This is a genomic window from Candidatus Thorarchaeota archaeon (genome assembly GCA_021498125.1).
Taxonomy (GTDB): domain Archaea; phylum Asgardarchaeota; class Thorarchaeia; order Thorarchaeales; family Thorarchaeaceae; genus B65-G9.
The window spans coordinates 650,802-668,495 of record JAIZWL010000001.1; the positions used below are offsets into that span (position 1 = coordinate 650,802).

Annotated in this window: 18 protein-coding genes; 10 read left to right on the forward strand and 8 right to left on the reverse strand. The window is 48.7% G+C overall.

The features are described from left to right. The first annotated feature begins 272 nt into the window (after positions 1-272). The 3 genes from K9W43_03365 (at position 273) to K9W43_03375 (ending at position 4,092) form a co-directional block, all read left to right on the forward strand. Positions 273-1,472 carry an AAA family ATPase gene (locus K9W43_03365; protein MCF2136256.1) on the forward strand — a complete coding sequence of 400 codons (1,200 nt, stop codon included), beginning with the start codon at positions 273-275 and terminating at the stop codon, positions 1,470-1,472. Next, on the forward strand, positions 1,472-2,899 hold the full coding sequence (locus K9W43_03370) for a VWA domain-containing protein (GenBank protein MCF2136257.1): 1,428 nt from the start codon (positions 1,472-1,474) through the stop codon (positions 2,897-2,899). The genes K9W43_03365 and K9W43_03370 overlap by 1 nt, the downstream gene beginning before the upstream one ends. A gap of 173 nt (positions 2,900-3,072) precedes the next feature. Then, positions 3,073-4,092, forward strand: coding sequence for an AIR synthase family protein (locus K9W43_03375; GenBank protein ID MCF2136258.1), 1,020 nt, complete (start codon positions 3,073-3,075; stop codon positions 4,090-4,092). On the opposite strand, the gene surE is transcribed toward K9W43_03375, so the two are convergent. From surE to wecB, 3 genes are all read right to left on the reverse strand, one after another. Beyond that, positions 4,070-4,846 (reverse strand): 5'/3'-nucleotidase SurE, encoded by a 777-nt coding sequence (gene surE / locus K9W43_03380; protein ID MCF2136259.1) that lies wholly within the window; start codon positions 4,844-4,846, stop codon positions 4,070-4,072. The genes K9W43_03375 and surE overlap by 23 nt on opposite strands. Before the next feature lie 134 nt (positions 4,847-4,980). Then, positions 4,981-5,151: a DUF1931 domain-containing protein gene (locus tag K9W43_03385; GenBank protein ID MCF2136260.1), complete on the reverse strand. Its 171-nt coding sequence runs from the start codon at positions 5,149-5,151 to the stop codon at positions 4,981-4,983. A gap of 123 nt (positions 5,152-5,274) precedes the next feature. Next, on the reverse strand, positions 5,275-6,363 hold the full coding sequence (gene wecB / locus K9W43_03390; GenBank protein MCF2136261.1) for a UDP-N-acetylglucosamine 2-epimerase (non-hydrolyzing): 1,089 nt from the start codon (positions 6,361-6,363) through the stop codon (positions 5,275-5,277). Positions 6,364-6,490: 127 nt separating this feature from the next. On the opposite strand from wecB, the gene K9W43_03395 reads away from it, so the two are divergent. Beyond that, the gene (locus tag K9W43_03395; protein MCF2136262.1) at positions 6,491-7,285 is read left to right on the forward strand and encodes a helix-hairpin-helix domain-containing protein; all 795 of its coding nucleotides are present in this window, start codon (positions 6,491-6,493) and stop codon (positions 7,283-7,285) included. Between the two features lie 24 nt (positions 7,286-7,309). Here the strand turns inward: K9W43_03395 and K9W43_03400 are convergent, their stop codons facing one another. Continuing rightward, on the reverse strand, positions 7,310-8,071 hold the full coding sequence (locus tag K9W43_03400) for a nucleoside phosphorylase (protein MCF2136263.1): 762 nt from the start codon (positions 8,069-8,071) through the stop codon (positions 7,310-7,312). A 127-nt stretch (positions 8,072-8,198) separates the two neighbouring features. Between K9W43_03400 and K9W43_03405 the strand changes: the two genes are divergently transcribed. After that, positions 8,199-8,423, forward strand: coding sequence for a hypothetical protein (locus K9W43_03405; protein ID MCF2136264.1), 225 nt, complete (start codon positions 8,199-8,201; stop codon positions 8,421-8,423). 12 nt (positions 8,424-8,435) lie between these two features. On the opposite strand, the gene K9W43_03410 is transcribed toward K9W43_03405, so the two are convergent. Continuing rightward, positions 8,436-9,422 (reverse strand): hypothetical protein, encoded by a 987-nt coding sequence (locus tag K9W43_03410; GenBank protein MCF2136265.1) that lies wholly within the window; start codon positions 9,420-9,422, stop codon positions 8,436-8,438. A gap of 147 nt (positions 9,423-9,569) precedes the next feature. Next, positions 9,570-10,121: a dCTP deaminase gene (gene dcd / locus K9W43_03415; GenBank protein ID MCF2136266.1), complete on the reverse strand. Its 552-nt coding sequence runs from the start codon at positions 10,119-10,121 to the stop codon at positions 9,570-9,572. A 144-nt stretch (positions 10,122-10,265) separates the two neighbouring features. On the opposite strand from dcd, the gene K9W43_03420 reads away from it, so the two are divergent. Then, positions 10,266-10,985: a hypothetical protein gene (locus tag K9W43_03420; protein ID MCF2136267.1), complete on the forward strand. Its 720-nt coding sequence runs from the start codon at positions 10,266-10,268 to the stop codon at positions 10,983-10,985. A 13-nt stretch (positions 10,986-10,998) separates the two neighbouring features. On the opposite strand, the gene K9W43_03425 is transcribed toward K9W43_03420, so the two are convergent. Continuing rightward, positions 10,999-11,622, reverse strand: coding sequence for a hypothetical protein (locus K9W43_03425; protein MCF2136268.1), 624 nt, complete (start codon positions 11,620-11,622; stop codon positions 10,999-11,001). Between the two features lie 160 nt (positions 11,623-11,782). On the opposite strand from K9W43_03425, the gene gdhA reads away from it, so the two are divergent. Beyond that, entirely contained in the window at positions 11,783-13,129 is a 1,347-nt protein-coding gene (gdhA, locus tag K9W43_03430; protein ID MCF2136269.1) for an NADP-specific glutamate dehydrogenase, read from the forward strand. 77 nt (positions 13,130-13,206) lie between these two features. On the opposite strand, the gene K9W43_03435 is transcribed toward gdhA, so the two are convergent. Further along, complete coding sequence (locus K9W43_03435; protein MCF2136270.1) at positions 13,207-13,812, reverse strand: hypothetical protein; 606 nt, start codon at positions 13,810-13,812, stop codon at positions 13,207-13,209. Between the two features lie 312 nt (positions 13,813-14,124). Here K9W43_03435 and K9W43_03440 point away from each other — a divergent pair, with 312 nt between their 5' ends. The 3 genes from K9W43_03440 to K9W43_03450 all read left to right on the forward strand — a co-directional run bounded on the left by K9W43_03440 (position 14,125) and on the right by K9W43_03450 (position 17,686). Further along, entirely contained in the window at positions 14,125-15,192 is a 1,068-nt protein-coding gene (locus tag K9W43_03440; protein MCF2136271.1) for a branched-chain amino acid aminotransferase, read from the forward strand. A gap of 100 nt (positions 15,193-15,292) precedes the next feature. Then, complete coding sequence (locus K9W43_03445) at positions 15,293-15,790, forward strand: 4Fe-4S dicluster domain-containing protein (protein MCF2136272.1); 498 nt, start codon at positions 15,293-15,295, stop codon at positions 15,788-15,790. 12 nt (positions 15,791-15,802) lie between these two features. Continuing rightward, positions 15,803-17,686: an aldehyde ferredoxin oxidoreductase family protein gene (locus K9W43_03450; protein MCF2136273.1), complete on the forward strand. Its 1,884-nt coding sequence runs from the start codon at positions 15,803-15,805 to the stop codon at positions 17,684-17,686. The last annotated feature ends 8 nt before the right edge of the window (positions 17,687-17,694 follow it).

Consider the following 17,694-nt stretch of genomic DNA (forward strand, 5'->3'; position numbering starts at 1 on the left):
GTACTTTTAATGCACACCTTCCTCATTTTGTCCAAAGATTGCTTAATTTCAGCGTTGCTGCTTGCAACCCAAGCACTCGATAGACCCCCTCCCTTATTTGTATGCCGTTTCTCTAACATGTTACGATCAGAGTAGTTGCCATCTCACTACTGCACGTACGTGAATAATGATACTTATTAGTGCTGTACCCAAATTTGGGTCAACTACTCAAGGTAGGGATTTGCTTGGAAGGCCATTCGCGTCCAATTCTACCATTTACTGGTCTGGTCGATTTGACGGAGCTGAAGTTGGCTCTTATCCTGAATGGGATCAATCCACGTATTGGTGGTGTGCTCATCTCAGGACCAAAAGGTACTGGAAAGACGACGATAGTTCGAGCATTTGCTGATCTGCTTCCCGACGTTGATGTAGTTGAGGGTTGCAGATTCGGTTGTGATCCTCATAGTCATGATAAGCTCTGTCCCGAATGTCAAGAGCGTCTTCAACGCGACGGAAGTCTTCCTGTTACTAAGCGAAAGATGCGCGTGATCAATCTCCCCTTGTCGACTACGGAAGATCGACTTATTGGAGCACTTGACATCGAACGTGTTCTGCAGGATGGGATTCGTGCTCTCCAGCCGGGAATTCTTGCAGAGGCAAATCAAAATGTCCTCTATGTGGATGAGGTGAATCTGCTACCTGATCATTTGGTCGACGACCTTCTAGATGCTGCTGCTACAAAGATGAATGTCATAGAACGAGAGGGGATTTCGATCACTCACCCTTCCGATTTTATTCTTATTGGAACCATGAATCCCGAAGAAGGCGAATTGCGACCTCAATTACTGGATCGATTCCCTCTTCATGTTGCCGTAGGTGGTGGTCTCTCAATTGACGACCGCATGGAACTTGTGAGGCGCAATCTGGAGTTTGAACAGGACCCTGATGCATTCCGTGAGGCGTGGGCGAAACAGCAGGAAGAACTCCGTGAACGTATTGCTCATGCAAAGGAACTTCTCAATGATGTTGTTTTACCCGAGTCTGGGCTGCGTGCAATTGCAATGGCCTGTGATGCACTTGAGGTCGATGGCGTCCGTCCCGACATTATCATCAGCAAAACTGCGATCACTAATGCGGCCTTTGAGAACCGCACTGAGGTGACCGTTGATGACATGCGACTTGCTGCAAAGCTTACACTGAGTCACCGTACCCGTCGTGGCGGTCTTCTGGAGCCTCCAAACCCTGACGATATTGATGAGGCTATCCTTCGTGCTATTGAGGTGGCAAAAAAGAAAGATCGACGCAAGTCCCCCACTGAGGTTCCCAAGTCCAAGGATGACGATGATGGGACCTCTGGACGCAGATTCAGTGGTGGCCGATTTGGTCGTCAGAAACAATATGCCGAATGGGGAAAGCAGGAAGGAAAAAAAAAGCTCCGGGTAAAGTTCGGAATCCTGAGGGGAATCCTATCAAGGGGACTATATGTGCCATAATGATGGTTGCAATCTTCCCCTATTTCTTCTGGCTTCTCTATAGCCCGATCAATGTCTTGGCTGGTGGGGTTTTTGGAGTAGTACCACCCCTCCCCATTATTCTCATTGACACCGTTGTCTACATTCCCATCATAGGTACTCTCATCCGGATCTGGCTTCAAAATATGATGAAACGAAAAGGCGGTCCTGCTGCGGGGATCGATGTTGTTGAACCCGGTGGCGGTGAGCCTGAGGAGGGTGATGAGATGGGTACTGCCACACGCCCCTATAGTGAGAAGAATCCTCCAAAGATTGCTGGCTCCAAGTCGGATATTCGTGATGCTCCTCACATTGCACGTGATTTCTTTGTGAAGACCCCTGATATTGAGAGTGGGATGCCGCTCTTTGATATGGATGCACTTAGAGCTCGTGCCATGTTGAAATCTCGGGTGTCCTCAGGAGGTTGGATCAGAAAACGGGTTGCTACTCGGGGATCCGGTTCCCTGAAGGCATCAGAGTCTTCAACTGTGGGTAGACCATTACGTTCGCGTGTCCCTTTGGGTAAGGTCTCCAGTATCCATGTCCCTGCAACCATCATGGCGGCTATTGCCCGCTCGGGAGGAAGACGTGAAGATGGCCGGATCAAGATCTTGCCTGTTGATCTTCGAGAGAAGGTCTTTACTGCAAAGACTCCTCTTACGGTCATCTTAGTAATTGATGTCAGTCTTTCAATGAAGGGGAGTATGAAACAGGTCCGGAAGGTCGTTGAACGTATCGAGCGGGAGACCCGTGGCTCACGAGATCGGATTGGGATCATTGCGTTCAAGGATAGTGGTGCTATTGAGGTCCAAGCGCCAACGAGCAACTGGAACAAGCTGTATCGTGCGCTGGCGCGTCTTCGTATCTCAGGTCTCTCTCCGCTTGCGGATGGACTGATGAAGGCCATTGAGACCTTGAAGCGTGAGCAGATGCGTTCTCGTAATGTTGAGGCACTGGTCGTGATGCTCTCTGACTTCTCGGCGAATATCCCTCTTGCTCAGTTTGCAGGGCCCGGTCATCAACAATACACTCCTGTTCGAGATCTCATCCGTGCTGCACGGATGGCACGTAGCCAAAAGGTCCGACTGGTGACGGTCAATTTCAGACAGGACCAGAAGCAATGGGTGCGACTACTGAAGCTCCCCTATCATGACGCAATTGACTTGGCCACCACTCTGCGAATGAAGAAAGAAGGGTATTATGATCAAATCGAGACCATTCTGGCTGTACCTGCCTTTAGAGAAACCTTTGGTGCCTTTCTTGTGGCAAAGATTGCAAATGGCCGGTCTTATCTTCCAGAGGAGGTTCTCAAGGCAAGCTCGGTCCTCGGAGAGTTTCTCGCAGCCTGTCAACGAAGGAGCAAGTTGAGACCCGAGGCTCTTGAAAATCCTGAGGCATACTTGAGTTGAGAGTGCCATCTCGATTAGGTTATTAACATTGGCTGAGCTGTCAGGACGCGCACGGATTCGCTATTCGCCTGGTGACATAGTGAGTGCGGAGAGTCCCGCAATGGGATATCGATGAAATCACTTTTCATACACCATGGCACAGGATCTGTGCGCACCAATCTGAGGCAGATACAATGCATCCCGGAAAAGTTCCACCCGATGTCTTGAGCAGACTCGTGTTTCCCTTTTTGGGACATGCTGATCCAAATGTGCTTCTTGGTCCTGCGCTGGGTCAAGATGCATCTCTGATTCGGATAGGCGATAGGATTCTTATTGCCTCGACCGATCCGGTCACTGGATCTGTTGAAGACATTGGCTGGATCGCCGTCAATGTGAATGCAAATGATATTGCGACCTTTGGTGTGCAGCCTCGCTGGTTCTTTGTCACTCTTATGATGCCACCGGGATCCCAGCCTGATGATGTGGGCACGATAATGCAGCAGATCCATGAGGCCTGTTCAAGGCTCGGAATTACTGTTGCCGGAGGCCATACTGAAGTGACCGTTGGCCTTGATCGACCAATCGTTGTCGGGTTTATGCTTGGTGCCTGTTCGGAGGGAGAGTACGTGACCTCCTCCGGTGCGAGGCCCGGGGATGCCATTATCATGACCAAGAAGATTGCAATAGAGGGCACGGCAATAATTGCAACAGAGGGTGCGGATTATTTCTCTGGCAAGATCGACCAATCGCTTCTTGAGGAGGCTCATGCACTTCGAGATCTGGTCAATGTTGTCAAAGAGGGGGTCACCGCCTTCAAGACCGGGCATGTCACGGCGATGCATGATCCTACAGAGGGTGGGCTGGCTGGTGGGCTTCATGAGATATGTGATGCCAGTGGAGTTGGCTTTCGTATATTTGAAGACGAGATTGCCACGCACCCTGCCACACTTGCAATCTGTCAGTTGCTTAATATCGACAAGTACTATCTCATCAGTAGCGGTAGTATGCTTATCACCTGTGATCGTGATTCGGCTGATGATATTATTCGTGCGCTCGATGAAGTAGGCGTCTCTGCATCGGTCATAGGTGAGATCGTGAAAGACTCCCGCATTAGAGAGATCGTTACTGCTGCTGGGCCACGAGACCTCTCTCGCCCCACTACTGATGCTCTTTGGGATGCATTGGCTATTGTCATAGGTCAAGAAACTGCCTGAGCGTGTCGATGATCTCCTCGTCGGCCCCCGAGATTCTAATTGGCGAGATTGCGATGTTATTGTTCTTGAGCAGTGCATAACCATCAGTTCCAGGTGCTGGTTCCACCTCAATTCCTTTCAACCAATAGTATTTCCGTCCGTGAGGATCGATTCGCTCCACGATTTCATTTCGCATCCTCACTCGTGTGGGGCTTGCGATCTCAATCTGTGTCGTCGCGGTTATGGCTCCGGGGAAATTAATATTAATAACGTCGACATTCTTTGGCATTCCATGTTCTAGAACCTTAAGCGTGATGTCCCTGATTATCGCACATATTTGCTCATATTCGCATTCACTACCCTGATGATTGAACCATTCAGAGGGCGATGCTTCTACAGAGACCGCGATTGCCGGAAAGCCCTTCAAGGCCGCTTCCATTGCTGCGCCAACAGTACCACTGGTCAGCATACTCTGATACCCTACATTGGCTCCCGCATTGATTCCAGAAATGAACAGCTGAGTGTCCTTGGCAAACCAGTCTGCAAGTACTACTGAATCGGCAGGGGTCCCATCATGTGTGATGAGTCTATATCTATCACTTTTGATCTCGGTTGCCCGAAGTGGTCTGTTCAATGTCAGAGCTTTACCAGTGGCACTTCTCTGGCCATCTGGAACTATCACTGTCAATTCGACAACTTCGCTCAATGTTTCAGCGAGTGCTAGTAGTCCTTCGCTCTGTGGTCCATCATCGTTCGTAAGGCAGACTTTGTGCATTCATGAAGTCCTCACATAATTAGGGATAGATTTTCAAATTATCCTATCCAGATAAGAATGACGATACTGTAAAAAAAAACGAGAAATATGAAACGGGAAGTGCTGATCACACTTCCTGTTCCATCTAAAGTGCACTACAAATCGTATGCTTTGAGGGTCTTCCTCTTGTTCTCTGTGCAGCGTTTCATTGCTGCCTTCAGGAGCTTTTCAATCTCCTGATCCATAGCACCATAGAAGTCTGACCCTACCATCAGATTGTTTTTCTTCGCGAATTCCTGTATCTTACTTTTAACAACAAAGCTCATTTTAATACCCCTTTGTTTTAAAGGAACGCTATTTAGATTCTATGGCTCTTGCTTATAAGGATTGTCGGAATGTCCTCCGAAATTACACATTTGGCGCAGTTTTTGGCGGTCTGGGATGCCATTTTATAGCAGGTTGTCTAGCAAAATCTTGACAATTTGCTCCGACGCGACGCCCTCTCCATACGGGCAAGGTCTCTTCCTGTCAAGTCCTTTTTCGATCTCGCGTTTTATTATCTCGGGAAATTCGTTAGGATTGACCCCGACCACTGTTGCATGGCCAGATTCAACGGCCTCTGGGCGTTCGGTGGACGTGCGAAGTACAAAGACACGTTTATTGATGGATGGTGCGGTGACTTCTTCTTGAATGCCTCCCGAATCTGTGATTACAAAGGAGGACATCTTTAGGAGTCGTAGGAAGCTGAGGTAGCCAACAGGATCTACCAGATGAATGTTCTCACACTGGTCCAGTTCTTTCATGAGATCAAATTGTTTGATCCGATTGACAGTTCGTGGGTGTGCTGGAAAAACAATGTCGGTCTCAATCTCACCAAGACCTCTAATCATCCCCGAGAGGATCTTTTTCTCATCAACATTTTCAGCTCTGTGCATCGTGAGTACTGCAAAGTTGTCAAGTTCTTTTGCGATATCCGGTATGGGCGCGTTCATGGCCGCAGGTAATCTTCGCTCCAAGGTGTCAATGACCGTGTTACCAGTCACGAAGATTTTGCCCCAAACATTCTCCTTCCTCAGAATTTCAGCAGACCGTTCTGTTGGGGCGAACAAGAAGTCTGAGGCATGATCCGTGAGTCTCCTGTTGAACTCCTCAGGCATTCTTCGATCATAGCTTCTGAGACCGGCCTCGATATGCGCTATAGGAATCTGTAGTTTTGAGGCTGCCAATGCGGCTGAGAGAACCGCATTTGTATCACCCTGAACGAGCACTACATCAGGCTGTTCTCGCAATAATGCCTCCTCTATACCGACGAGTGCCTTTGCAGTCTGCTGCGAATGTGAACCTGAACCGATATTCAGATTGACATCAGGAGCTCGGAGCGCGAGATCCTCAAAGAATGCCCGGCTCATCTTATCTGAATAATGCTGTCCGGTATGAAGTAAGAAACATCGGATTCCCTGTTTATCCTCGAACTCTTGAATGACTGGTGCTGTCTTGATGATCTCAGGGCGGGTCCCTATCACAAAGAATGGCTTCATGGCCTGCATCACACTGTTCCAAATCAGCTCTTCTTGATAAGCGTGGTGTTTTGCCATCACTCAGTAACAAGACCTTTAAGATGGAATTCCCCTTATCTCATGGAAGGACCCAGAGGTGTGGCATACCTTGCGATATGCTTACGGAATCATATTTGGTGCTTTGCTCCCCGGAATCATCTTTGTAGGAAGTGCATTCATCAAGTTGGCTGGCTTCGGTATTACCGACCCAACGATCTTGCAGACCATTTGGAATATGTACCTCATCTGGTTTGCCGTCTCAATCATATTGATTGTACTGCCGCTCATAATCAGTTATATCCAATTTCGAACGGAATTTAGGGAGATCATTGCTTTCGAATTCGGAGGACTCTTGTTCTTTACGCCGTTCTGGTTCATCTTTGCGACAGATATCTCTGGTGATTACTGGGTGGATGTTCTCATAAATGGTATTGAGAATGGACTCCCCACATTTGGCTATGGCGGCGCTATTCAGGGAACTAACATTGGCCCGATAGTTATTATCCCCTCAATGATCATTTTTATTGTTCTTGGGCTCTACGTTTTGAGACCCTCATTTGTCAGTGCCTTTGCTTCTGGAACTATGTCCATCTCCTTCTCTCTGGGTGGCTTTCTCCCATCGGGTTCTGCTCCAACCGAAGGTGAAGAGGGTGCAGCTCCAGCAGCAACAGGAGCACCTGCTGCCATAAGTGGCGATTCTGTGGAAGAACTGAAATCGCTTCTGACCGAGTTGGGAGTTGCTCCGGCCATGATTGACTCTCTGATTAATGCGGGCATTGCGACTACAACCGATCTTGTTTCCACAAGTCCTGAGCAGATCGCGCAGATCACTGGTATGGGTCTTGCAGCAGCAGAAAACCTGAATGCTCAAGTCCAGAAGAAGATGTGGTTTGAGGGAATCTAATCCCCCGAACCTTATTTTTTCTGTTCAAAGTTCACGAGTGTTTTTCTGTTCAAAGTTCACGAGTGCATCGAGTGCGACAAGGATAAGATCATCGATGGGGGGCTTGCTCTCTATCTTTGCCTCTTTTTCAACTGGTTCACCGATTATCATGCAGACCGTGCCCACTCTGACATTCCGTAGATATCCAATCACAAAGAGTGCAGCCGACTCCATCTCTGTAGCAATCACTCCAGCCTTTCTCAGGACTGCCCACTTGCGACGGGTCTTTTCGGGGTCTGCTACAAGATCCGGGTGTTCACTGTAGAATGCATCTTTACTGTGTCCTATTCCCACTCTATGACGGACGCCTCTCTTTTCAGCCGCCCTCTTTAGCTCAATGGTGAGATCCGAATCTGCTAATGCGGGAAATTCCACCGGAACATACTGGACTGAGGTCCCATCTTCTCTTACAGACCCTGTGAAGATCGCAAGGTCTCCCGCCCGCAATGTATTATCAATGGCACCTGCTGTTCCCACACGCACAAAGGTCGTGCATCCCACTCGGACCAGCTCTTCAATTGCGATCGCTGCGGATGGGCAGCCTATCCCTGTGGAGCACACACCGACAGGAACGCCCTTGTACGTTCCTCTAAAACTCCAATACTCACGTTGTCTTGCGACTTCCTGAGGCTCGTCAAAAAAGGTCTCTGCGATCTTTCTCGCACGATCCGGGTCTCCCGGTAAAAGTACAAGTTTCGGCATCTCGCCCGGTGCAATTCCAATGTGGTATTCTCGATTTTCGCCCATGTTGGTTGTGACTCCACCGCGCTTCAAGTTCAGGGAGTAAAAAGAGTTTCTACACGCACCGCTAAAATGATGCCGAAGAGATAGCCTTAAAACTGAAGTCAGGCCCACGCCCGATAAGTGATGAGATATGAGCGATGAAATTACGGACCTAGAGCGTAGTCTTCTCTCGGTGATTCTTAAGGACAGTCACCGCCCAGCAGCCATCACCCGCATATTGCAGGGGCGTCATGTTGAGTGCGATCAAAATACAGTCGTGCATACGCTAAACGAGCTCGAGAAGAAAGGTCTAGTGGAGCGTTTCACTACCAAGACATGGATCGCAACTTCGAAGGCCGAGAAGCTCTTCTCATAGAATGAAGGATTCTCACAAGACACGCACAAGTGTATCTACTATGTTGTATGTCAGATGAGGTCTCTGTTCGCAAAAAGTGTGAGTCCTGATAGTATTTGATGTGACTATCTTCTCCCCACTCTTTTCAACAAGCCGTTCCAGAAGTGACTCACCCTTCTCTCTAATCGGGAGAACATGGGCCACAGCGAAACCAACATCTTCTGCTCCCTGCGACTTGAGCCGTTCAGCAGCCTTGAGCAATGTTCCACCGCTCTTTGTAAGATCGTCAACGATGATGACCTGCTTATTCTCGACTTCAAGGCTTCCCGTCAGTTCCACCGAGAACGAATCAGATCTACTCTTTCCGAACCCTTCAACACTGAAACGTTCTTGGCCACCCTCATCTGGAGTGATGACTACGTAGTTGTCAAAGCCAAACTGCTCTGCTCCAAACTTGATGAGATCCGGAGTGATATCTAATACCTCAATGAGACCCCGCTTAATGAGGTTGGCCATCCACGGAATAGTATCTGATGCATGTGGGTTGATGACCCAGATCTTATTGCACGACTTGGCGATTAGGTCCATGGCCCAGCGGCTTGAGACCGCTTCCCCGGTCTTGAAGGCCTTGTCTTGTAGAGCAAATGGTTGGAACGAGAGGACGACCTCTACTCGTGAGGGCGGAACAAGAGGTGTTGCCTTGTATTTCTTATGACCGATCTCTTCAACCTCAACGGGTCGGTTCAGAACATCTAGAATGAGCAATAGTTCTGTCAGTCTATCTGAGGTGGAGAGATGCTCCTCTTCTGCGGGTCCTGCTCCCGTACACGACTGGATCACAACCACGCGTCTATCCGCGAGCTTGGCAACATCCGCAATACGCACATACAGGTCTTCATTAGGGAATACCCGCTTGTTGTCATAATTGAGATCGCAGGTAAAGACTCTATACCCGAGTTCCTCAAATCGCGTGCGGAGATGCTCTGCTCCACTGGCCAGGACAATATCGTAGTCTTTCATGTAATGACCACTGAGACCCGCCGACGTAAACCCCTTTATGAGGCTTGCCTTTGCAATAATGAAGAACGCTGCCGTAGCCTCTCTATAATTATGTGTGTCAAATCATCTTCCGTTGCTTTTGGTGTGTTGTTCTTGTATGTTCTTCTGTCATAGACCTGTCATTCGCGGTTCCTCTTGCCCGATGTATTTACTTCCCGGTCGCGCGTCATATTTCCTTCTTGCAGGACTGCTCAATTGTACGAACATTATCTGGACGATCTTCATTCCGGGATAAAGGAGCACTGGGCTTGCATTTTCACAAAAGATCTCAAGTGTCAGTTTGGTCTTCTTCTTGATTCCGGTTCCCGGATTCACGAGACCCGCCGCATGAACAATGATCCCAAGGCGTGCTATACTTGAACGCCCCTCAAGTAGTGCCGCATAGTTCTCTGAGACCATGATTGTCTCTTTTGTCTGACCAAGAACGAATTGGCGCGGCTGGATCGTAAATGGTTGTCCCTCTGTATCTACGAGTTCTGTGGAATCGTCTACCTGTGTCTTAGACTTAATATCAACAGCTTTGCCTTCATGATATATTCGAAATACTGAATCCAGCGTGAGATCGATCGAGCAAGGTCCCAGTGCTGTCTCATCAAAAGGATCGATTGCAATCTCACTATTTTCTATTGCAGTCAATATTCCGCTATCTGATAACATCATTACTGGTCACTTCTCCGTTTAACCGTTCTATTTTATCTGTGGTGTCTTGTAATGAATGCATTGCTATGTTTAGTGACGTATATTACGACAATCTAATATGACCGAAGTGTTTCCATACTCTTGCCACCAAGGTATGTGTGATTCGTGAGTCTGACTGCGCGTGAGCTTGTGCAACGGATTGCCAAAGATGCTGGCTGCAAGTACAGTGATATTGCCGAGCGGGTCAACAAGGATATGAAGGCTGGCAAGAGCCTTGTAGGCTCAGTGCAGCATATTGCTAAAGAGTGTGGTCTTAATCCCTCCAAGTACAAATTGGATGCGTCAAAAATCGCATCCACTATCAAGAAGATTCTTCGTGAGGACTATTCCCAGACGCTGATGATCTCTGCTGTACTCGCCCAAATGGTCGAGTCGAAAGGTAAGAATCGGCTGCCTCCTCCTGCGTTCTTTGCCTTTCTCGAGTTTCTCACGGAGACCAGCGAGACCGCAAGTCGGAACAATACTGACCCTCCTGATCATGTTGATGAATCTACGACTCTCGTCATTGAACTGACGACCTCTCTCGTGTCGGTTATCTGTAAGTGGTCCGTGACTGGTATTGAGGGTGTGTCCGAGGACTGTCCTCAAGATCTCCGAGACCTTGCCAAGGTGGTAGTTCGCAAGACTAAACTCTACCAGGCCGGGATGTGGACCTGTCTCTCGTGCGGAAAGATCGTTGCTCTACGAAAGACGCATGCTCTTCTCTGTCCTGAATGTGATGCTCGTCTGTCAGGCGATGGCCCTCATGTGGCGGGTTCTAGCTCTCGTAGAGAACGCCATCGTGTTGGCTACGGCCAATCAGAGCTTGGCGAGAAGATCGAATGAGCGCGGTTTTTTATTAATATAGCCCCTTGGTGAGCAAGTCTCTTGCATTCTCGATATCTGTTAGTGTCACTGGAATGTCATCTATTTGAAGTACTATCTCTCCCGGTGTGCTCTCAAGATGTATGACTACTGGATCTATATCTACAACATTACCAAGACTGAGCAACGGCGCAGTAAGACCATCATAGAAATCCGGTCGTCCTCGTGGAATGTTCATTCTCTTCAAAAGACGTTCTCCTTTATCTGTTAGAACTTGACCACATGTGGTATCATCGTATAGTGAGAATGCAATAACGAACCGTGTTGGAACATTACCTCTCAAATAAAACAGCATGTCCGTGACCCACTCATAATCTTTGACAAACACATCCCCAAAGATCAATATCAGATTATCATCGACCATTCCCTGAACCGGAATTACAGGGGGTTTTTCTCCAGTCGGGTAGCGATTCCATGTTGAGAATGACGGTGAATTGAATACCAACACAGTCTCGTAGTGTCCCTTATTGTAGAACTCCCTGCAAAGCCCTTGTCCTATCGGATTTAAACCCAGAATGACTGTGTAGCGATCTGTTAGCTTTCGCTTTTTGTAGACCTCTAAGATTGGCGAGATCCATTCTTGTTCGAATGTTGGCATAGAGTTCGACCAAATTCCTATTGGGTTTCCTCCCTAAAGCCTCTTTTTATGTTAGAACACGTGTTCCAAATTTACTTTATTATGGGGGCCTAATCCGATTCATTTATCTGTGTCCAACAATCCCGCGGTCGTGCGAACAACACGACGGAAGTTGTTACCCATGGACAAGTACATTGAGAGTGTCTACGACGCGGTCGTAGCCAAGGATCCTATCCAAAAGGAATTCCATCAGGCAGTCCGCGAGGTCCTCGAGTCCTTGGAGCCTGCCATCAAGAAGTACCCCAAGTTTCAGGAGTACTCAATTCTTGAGCGAATTGTTGAGCCCGAGCGCGTGATCATGTTCCGCGTGCCCTGGAAGGACAGAGATGGCAAGATTCAAGTAAATCGAGGTTTCCGAGTGCAGTTCAATTCCGCGATTGGCCCATACAAGGGTGGTCTTCGATTCCACAGGACCGTCAATCTCGGCATCTTGAAGTTCCTCGGTTTTGAGCAAATCTTCAAGAACAGCCTCACTGGCCTTCCAATGGGCGGTGGTAAAGGTGGTTCTGATTTTGATCCTCATGGTAAGACTGATGCAGAGGTTGAAACATTCTGTACTAGCTTTATGCTTGAGTTGAACAGGCACATCGGCCAGTTCACCGACGTACCTGCCGGTGACATTGGTGTTGGTGGCCGCGAGATCGGTTATCTCTATGGTGCCTACAGGAAGATCAAGAACGTTCACGGTACTGGTGTCCTTACAGGTAAGGGCCGGGGCTGGGGCGGTTCCCTCATCAGGCCAGAGGCCACAGGTTATGGTCTTGTCTACTTTGTTGAAGAGATGCTCAAGACAAAGGGTGAGGCACTGAAGGGTAAGACGGTTGCCATTTCCGGTTCTGGTAATGTGGCACAGTTTGCAGCCCAGAAGTGTATCCAACTTGGTGCAAAGGTCGTTACACTGAGCGACTCTAATGGCTCTATCTATGATCCTGATGGTATTGACGAGAAGAAACTCGCATGGGTCATGGAATTGAAGAACGTTCGCAGAGGCCGAATCAAGGAGTATGCTGAGCACTTCAATGTAGAGTACAACCCTGAGAGTAACCCATGGACCGTCGGTGCACAGATTGCTCTGCCAAGCGCAACTCAGAACGAGCTTGATGGCAAGGAAGCACAGGCTCTCGTAGACAACGGTGTCATCGCCGTTGGTGAGGGTGCTAACATGCCATGCACACCAGAGGCAATTGATATCTTTAAGAACGCCGGTATCCTCTTCTCACCCGGTAAGGCATCCAACGCTGGTGGTGTCGCAGTATCCGGTCTTGAGATGGCTCAGAACTCGCAGCGTCACTTCTGGACTCGCGAGCAGGTTGATCAGAAGCTCCACGAGATCATGGTCAACATCCACGCAACTGCCTACAAGACAGCAGAAGACTTCGGCAAGAAGCACGACTACGTCCTTGGTGCAAACATTGCTGGCTTCCTGAAGGTCGCAGAGTCAATGATTGCTCAGGGTCACCTGATGTAATATTTTTAAAACAAGTTAGGAGAGCCCTCTGGGTTCTCCCTTCTCTTCTTTTCTCTTTGATTCTCTCCGTGTTGAATCTAACTACGGATAATCTCAAGTAGTTCTCCGAGGCGTCGTTTCACATCGCTCTCGACTGTTCGGAGTTCTGCAAGTTGCCCTATCTGTTCTACACGTTCTCTCCTGTATTCTTCATCAGTTATGGTTCCTGCTCGGCGTTTCTTCTCCAGTTCATCCATCTGTTGATTGATCTCTTTTCGTCGCTGAGAGATGAGGTCGAATCCCTGACGTAAGGACATCCATTCGATCATGGCATTGGACTTTTCCTGTTCGATTCTCTCGCGTCTGGCCAGTTCCTCTTCCTGAAGGCGTAATTGACGATTGGCTGCACGAATTTGTTTCTGAATCTCATAGAGGCGCGATTCGACTTCCCGTTTCACTTGAACCAATTCTGTGGACTTGAGCCATTTCTCTTTATACCGCGCAAGATGTTCGGTTTCGGTGATCTCCCCTGCCTGAAGCTGTCTGTCCAGTTCTGAAAGCTCCTCCTTGACTTCTTGTAGTCTAGTCTTTAGCTCTTCATATGATTTTCTCAGGGCCACCCATTCAACACTATATTGTGTGAGAATCTCCTTTGGGTCCATGTCATATGCATCTTGCTCTGATGTTCCCTCTCGATGACTCATATTTCAGCCGTCCATTGTATATTATTTATTCTTCGATCTGAATTCGTTGCATGTGGTGTTGGACTTGGAATGCACCAGTTCAGGGGGCTTCCCATTTATCCTCGCCATAACAATTTCACCACAATATTTGACGCCTGTAGACAGACCATCTATTATGACTGTCAAGTCCACAGATGAGTTAGCAACCCTCGAAGCTGTTATTCCTATCAATTCATTTGATGCTCTTAAATTATGTCGTGATTTTACCTGTAAAACTGACATGTCGCAACATCTAAGAGTAGGAATAACAACGAACTATTCTGAGTGAAAACAATGGAAATAGAGGTCAACCTAGTCCCTCCAGAGAAACGCGGTAGTCTGCCTGACGATCCGCTGAACATTTCCTTCGGAACGCTCTTCACCGATTACATGTTCACAATGGAATATTCTGAAGGTCATTGGCATGACCCAAAGATAGTGCCCTACCATCCGCTTGCGCTTGATCCCGCTGCGCTGGTCCTTCATTATGGCCAAGGGATCTTTGAAGGAATGAAGGCCTATCGACGAGGTGACAGGGTGTTTCTCTTTCGCCCGGAAAAGAACCTTGAACGACTTAATGCCTCTGCAAGACGCCTCGTGATGCCCGAGATTGATTCACAGTTTGTTCTTCATGCAATTAAAGATCTTGTGAGACTAGAGCGGGACTGGGTTCCCCAAGAGCAGGGCACTTCGCTCTACATCCGTCCCACCATGATTGCAACAGAAGCCCGACTAGGCGTCAAACCCGCAAAAGAGTTTCTCTTTTACGTCATCTTGAGCCCGGTGGGACCATACTTTAAGGAGGGTTTCCGACCTGTCAAGGTCTTCGTCAGTGACAAATATGCTCGGGCGGTGCGAGGCGGAGTTGGCGCAGCTAAGACAATAGGCAATTATGCTGCAAGTCTTCTAGCCACGCAAGAGGCCAATGATCTGGGATATTCGCAGGTTCTATGGCTTGATGCACTGGAATACAAGTACATCGAAGAATGTGGGACTATGAACGTGTTTGTCAAGTTCAAGGACGAGCTGGCGACTACCCCTCTTGATGGGGCGATACTCCCGGGAATCACTCGTGATTCTGTCATTCAGCTGGCTCGTGATTGGGGTGTGACCGTCAAAGAACGCAAAATCTCTATCGATGAGGTCATTGCGGGAATTAAGGATGGTAGTGTTGAAGAGATATTCGGAACTGGAACCGCTGCAATCATCGCTCCTATTGGTGAACTCTATTACAAAGGGACCGCCTACAAGATCGACGGTGGTGAGGTCGGTGCTCTCACACGCCGGCTCTATGAGACCCTCACGGGACTTCAGTCAGGTGAGATCCCTGACAAGTTTGGATGGACCGTACAAGTGTCCTGAGCATTTCTCTGAAGAAGTGGCCACGAATCGACAACTAGCTTAAAAACAATGGTTCGGAATCCTTTTAGAGGCGTGCTCTATTGTTGAGAGTCCCTCAGAGGTGGTCACTCTGCAGAAGCAACTGTCTGTTGATTACACAAAATGTACTGGCTGTCGTCTATGCGAACTAGCCTGTTCTGCAAAACACGAAGGCGTCTTTCAACCGAGTCTTGCTCGTCTAAGAATCGTCAAGTATGATGATCTGGGACTTGATGTTCCGAATGTGTGTGGACCTTGTGAAGAGGCTCCGTGTGTGGAAGTCTGTCCTGTCTATGCGATGCGGCGCGATCCTGTTACAAAGATGGTGTATATTGATCATGACAAGTGTATACTATGCAAATCGTGTATTGGAGTCTGCGTTCATGGAGTGATTCGCCTTGACACAGTTGCTATGAGGATCATCAAATGTGACCATTGTGGGGGCGATCCCGAGTGTGTGAAGATCTGTCCAACTGGGGCTATCACGTATGGAACTCCTGCTCAGACTGCGGTCGTCGAGCGTCATGGAAAATTAAAAGCATACGTGGCCGAGATCAAAAGAACTGCGAAGGCCAAGTAAGGGGGAGTGAAGATGTCTATTGGTGGTTATACTGGTAAAATTCTCCGTGTCAATCTCTCGCAGGATACGGTACGGGTTGATAAGATTCCACAAGATTGGATTCGCCAATTTATTGGTGGCGATGGATTCGCCGCTCGAATTCTCTATGAAGAAGTTCCAAGTGGTACCAATCCTCTCTCTCCGGCTAACAAACTGATTTTTGCGACAGGCCCCATTACCGGAACATTATGGCCGATGAGTGGCCGCTCAGTTTTTGTAGCAAAGGGTGCTCAGACTGGTATATGGGCTGAGAGCCACGTTGGAGGGTTTATTGGCCCGGAGCTAAAATATGCCGGATATGACCTACTGGTCGTGGAGGGCCGGTCCGAGAGGCCGGTGTATATTTTGGTTGAGGACGATTATGTTGAACTTGTAGACGCATCCAAGCTCTGGGGTCTCAGCACCTCCGAAGCAACTGTAAAAATTCAGGAACAACAACGCGATCCTGATGTGCAGGTTGCTGCCGTGGGTCCTGCTGGTGAACGGCTTGTGAAGTTCGCCTCATTAATTGTCAATCACGCTCGGGCCGCAGGACGTACTGGGATGGGTGCTATCTTAGGCTCGAAGAATGTCAAGGCCATTGCAATCCGCGGGCATGGGGGCGTCCGGGTTGCAAATCATGAGGAATTTGTGGCCTTGGCCAAGCGTGCTCAGGAACGTGTCCGCGTCAATCCCCAGGCCAAAGAGATGGGGCAATGGGGAACTTGGATACTCACTGCCGTGAAACAGGAGATCGGCGAGCTTCCCACCTACAATCACCGGACGGGTGTCTTCCCCGGTTGGGAACAATTAAGCGGCGATTACATTCGACCCCGCTACACAATCTCAGATCGAGCGTGTTTCGGTTGTAGTCTAGCTTGTAAAAAAGTGAACTACATTCCTGATGGCCCCTTCGCAGGAACGCTGGAAGAAGGTCCGGAGTACGAGGGTCTGATGGCCTTTGGCAGCACGCTTGGAATAGCCGACTACCCCACTACATTGAGAGCAAATCAGATCTGCAACAAATACGGTATGGATGTGATCTCCGCAGGAACGACCATCGGCTTTGCTATTGAGGCCTTTGAACAGGGGATTATTACCGAGGCAGATACGGGAGGTCTGAAGCTACAGTGGAATGATAGTGCCCTCGTCATTCAATTACTTGAGATGATTGGAAAACGCGAGGGGTTCGGCGACCTTCTTGCAGAGGGGAGTCGAGAGGCAGCACGGCGAATTGGTAAGGGTGCAGAAAAATATGCGATGCATGTGAAGGGTCTTGAGATCTCTGGCCAAGATGGACGTACACATCGCAGTATAGGTCTCTCACACGCTACTGGTGCTCGTGGTGCAGATCATCTTCGCAGTCTGGTCACTGTTGACCAACTGGGGTATGAAGAGGTTGCGGCAAAACGGTGGGGGCGTGACAAATTACCCGAGATCATTAATCCGTATACCGAGAAGTACAAGGCGACAGCAGTAGTTGAGACCGAGAACACCTATTGCATTCGAGATACACTCATTGTCTGCTGGTATTCCGTATCATGGCCTCCTATCTTTTGGATGGACGACTTCGCTGAGATGCTTCCACTTGCTACTGGGATTGCTGAGTTTGGAAGCACCGAGCGGCTCACCGAGATTGCAGAGCGACAGGTCACCCTAAAGCGTCTGTTCAATGCACGTGAGGGGATAACCCGTAAAGATGATCAATTACCTGAACGATTCCTCAAAGACCCAATGCCCGAGGGTCCAGGTAAAGGGCAGGTGGTTCATCTCGATCCAATGCTCGATGACTATTATCGACTACGTGGCTGGGATCTGGAGACAGGTCTGCCAACTGACGATACTATTCGCCGTCTCTCTTTGCAGTGGGCCACATAATTGGTCTT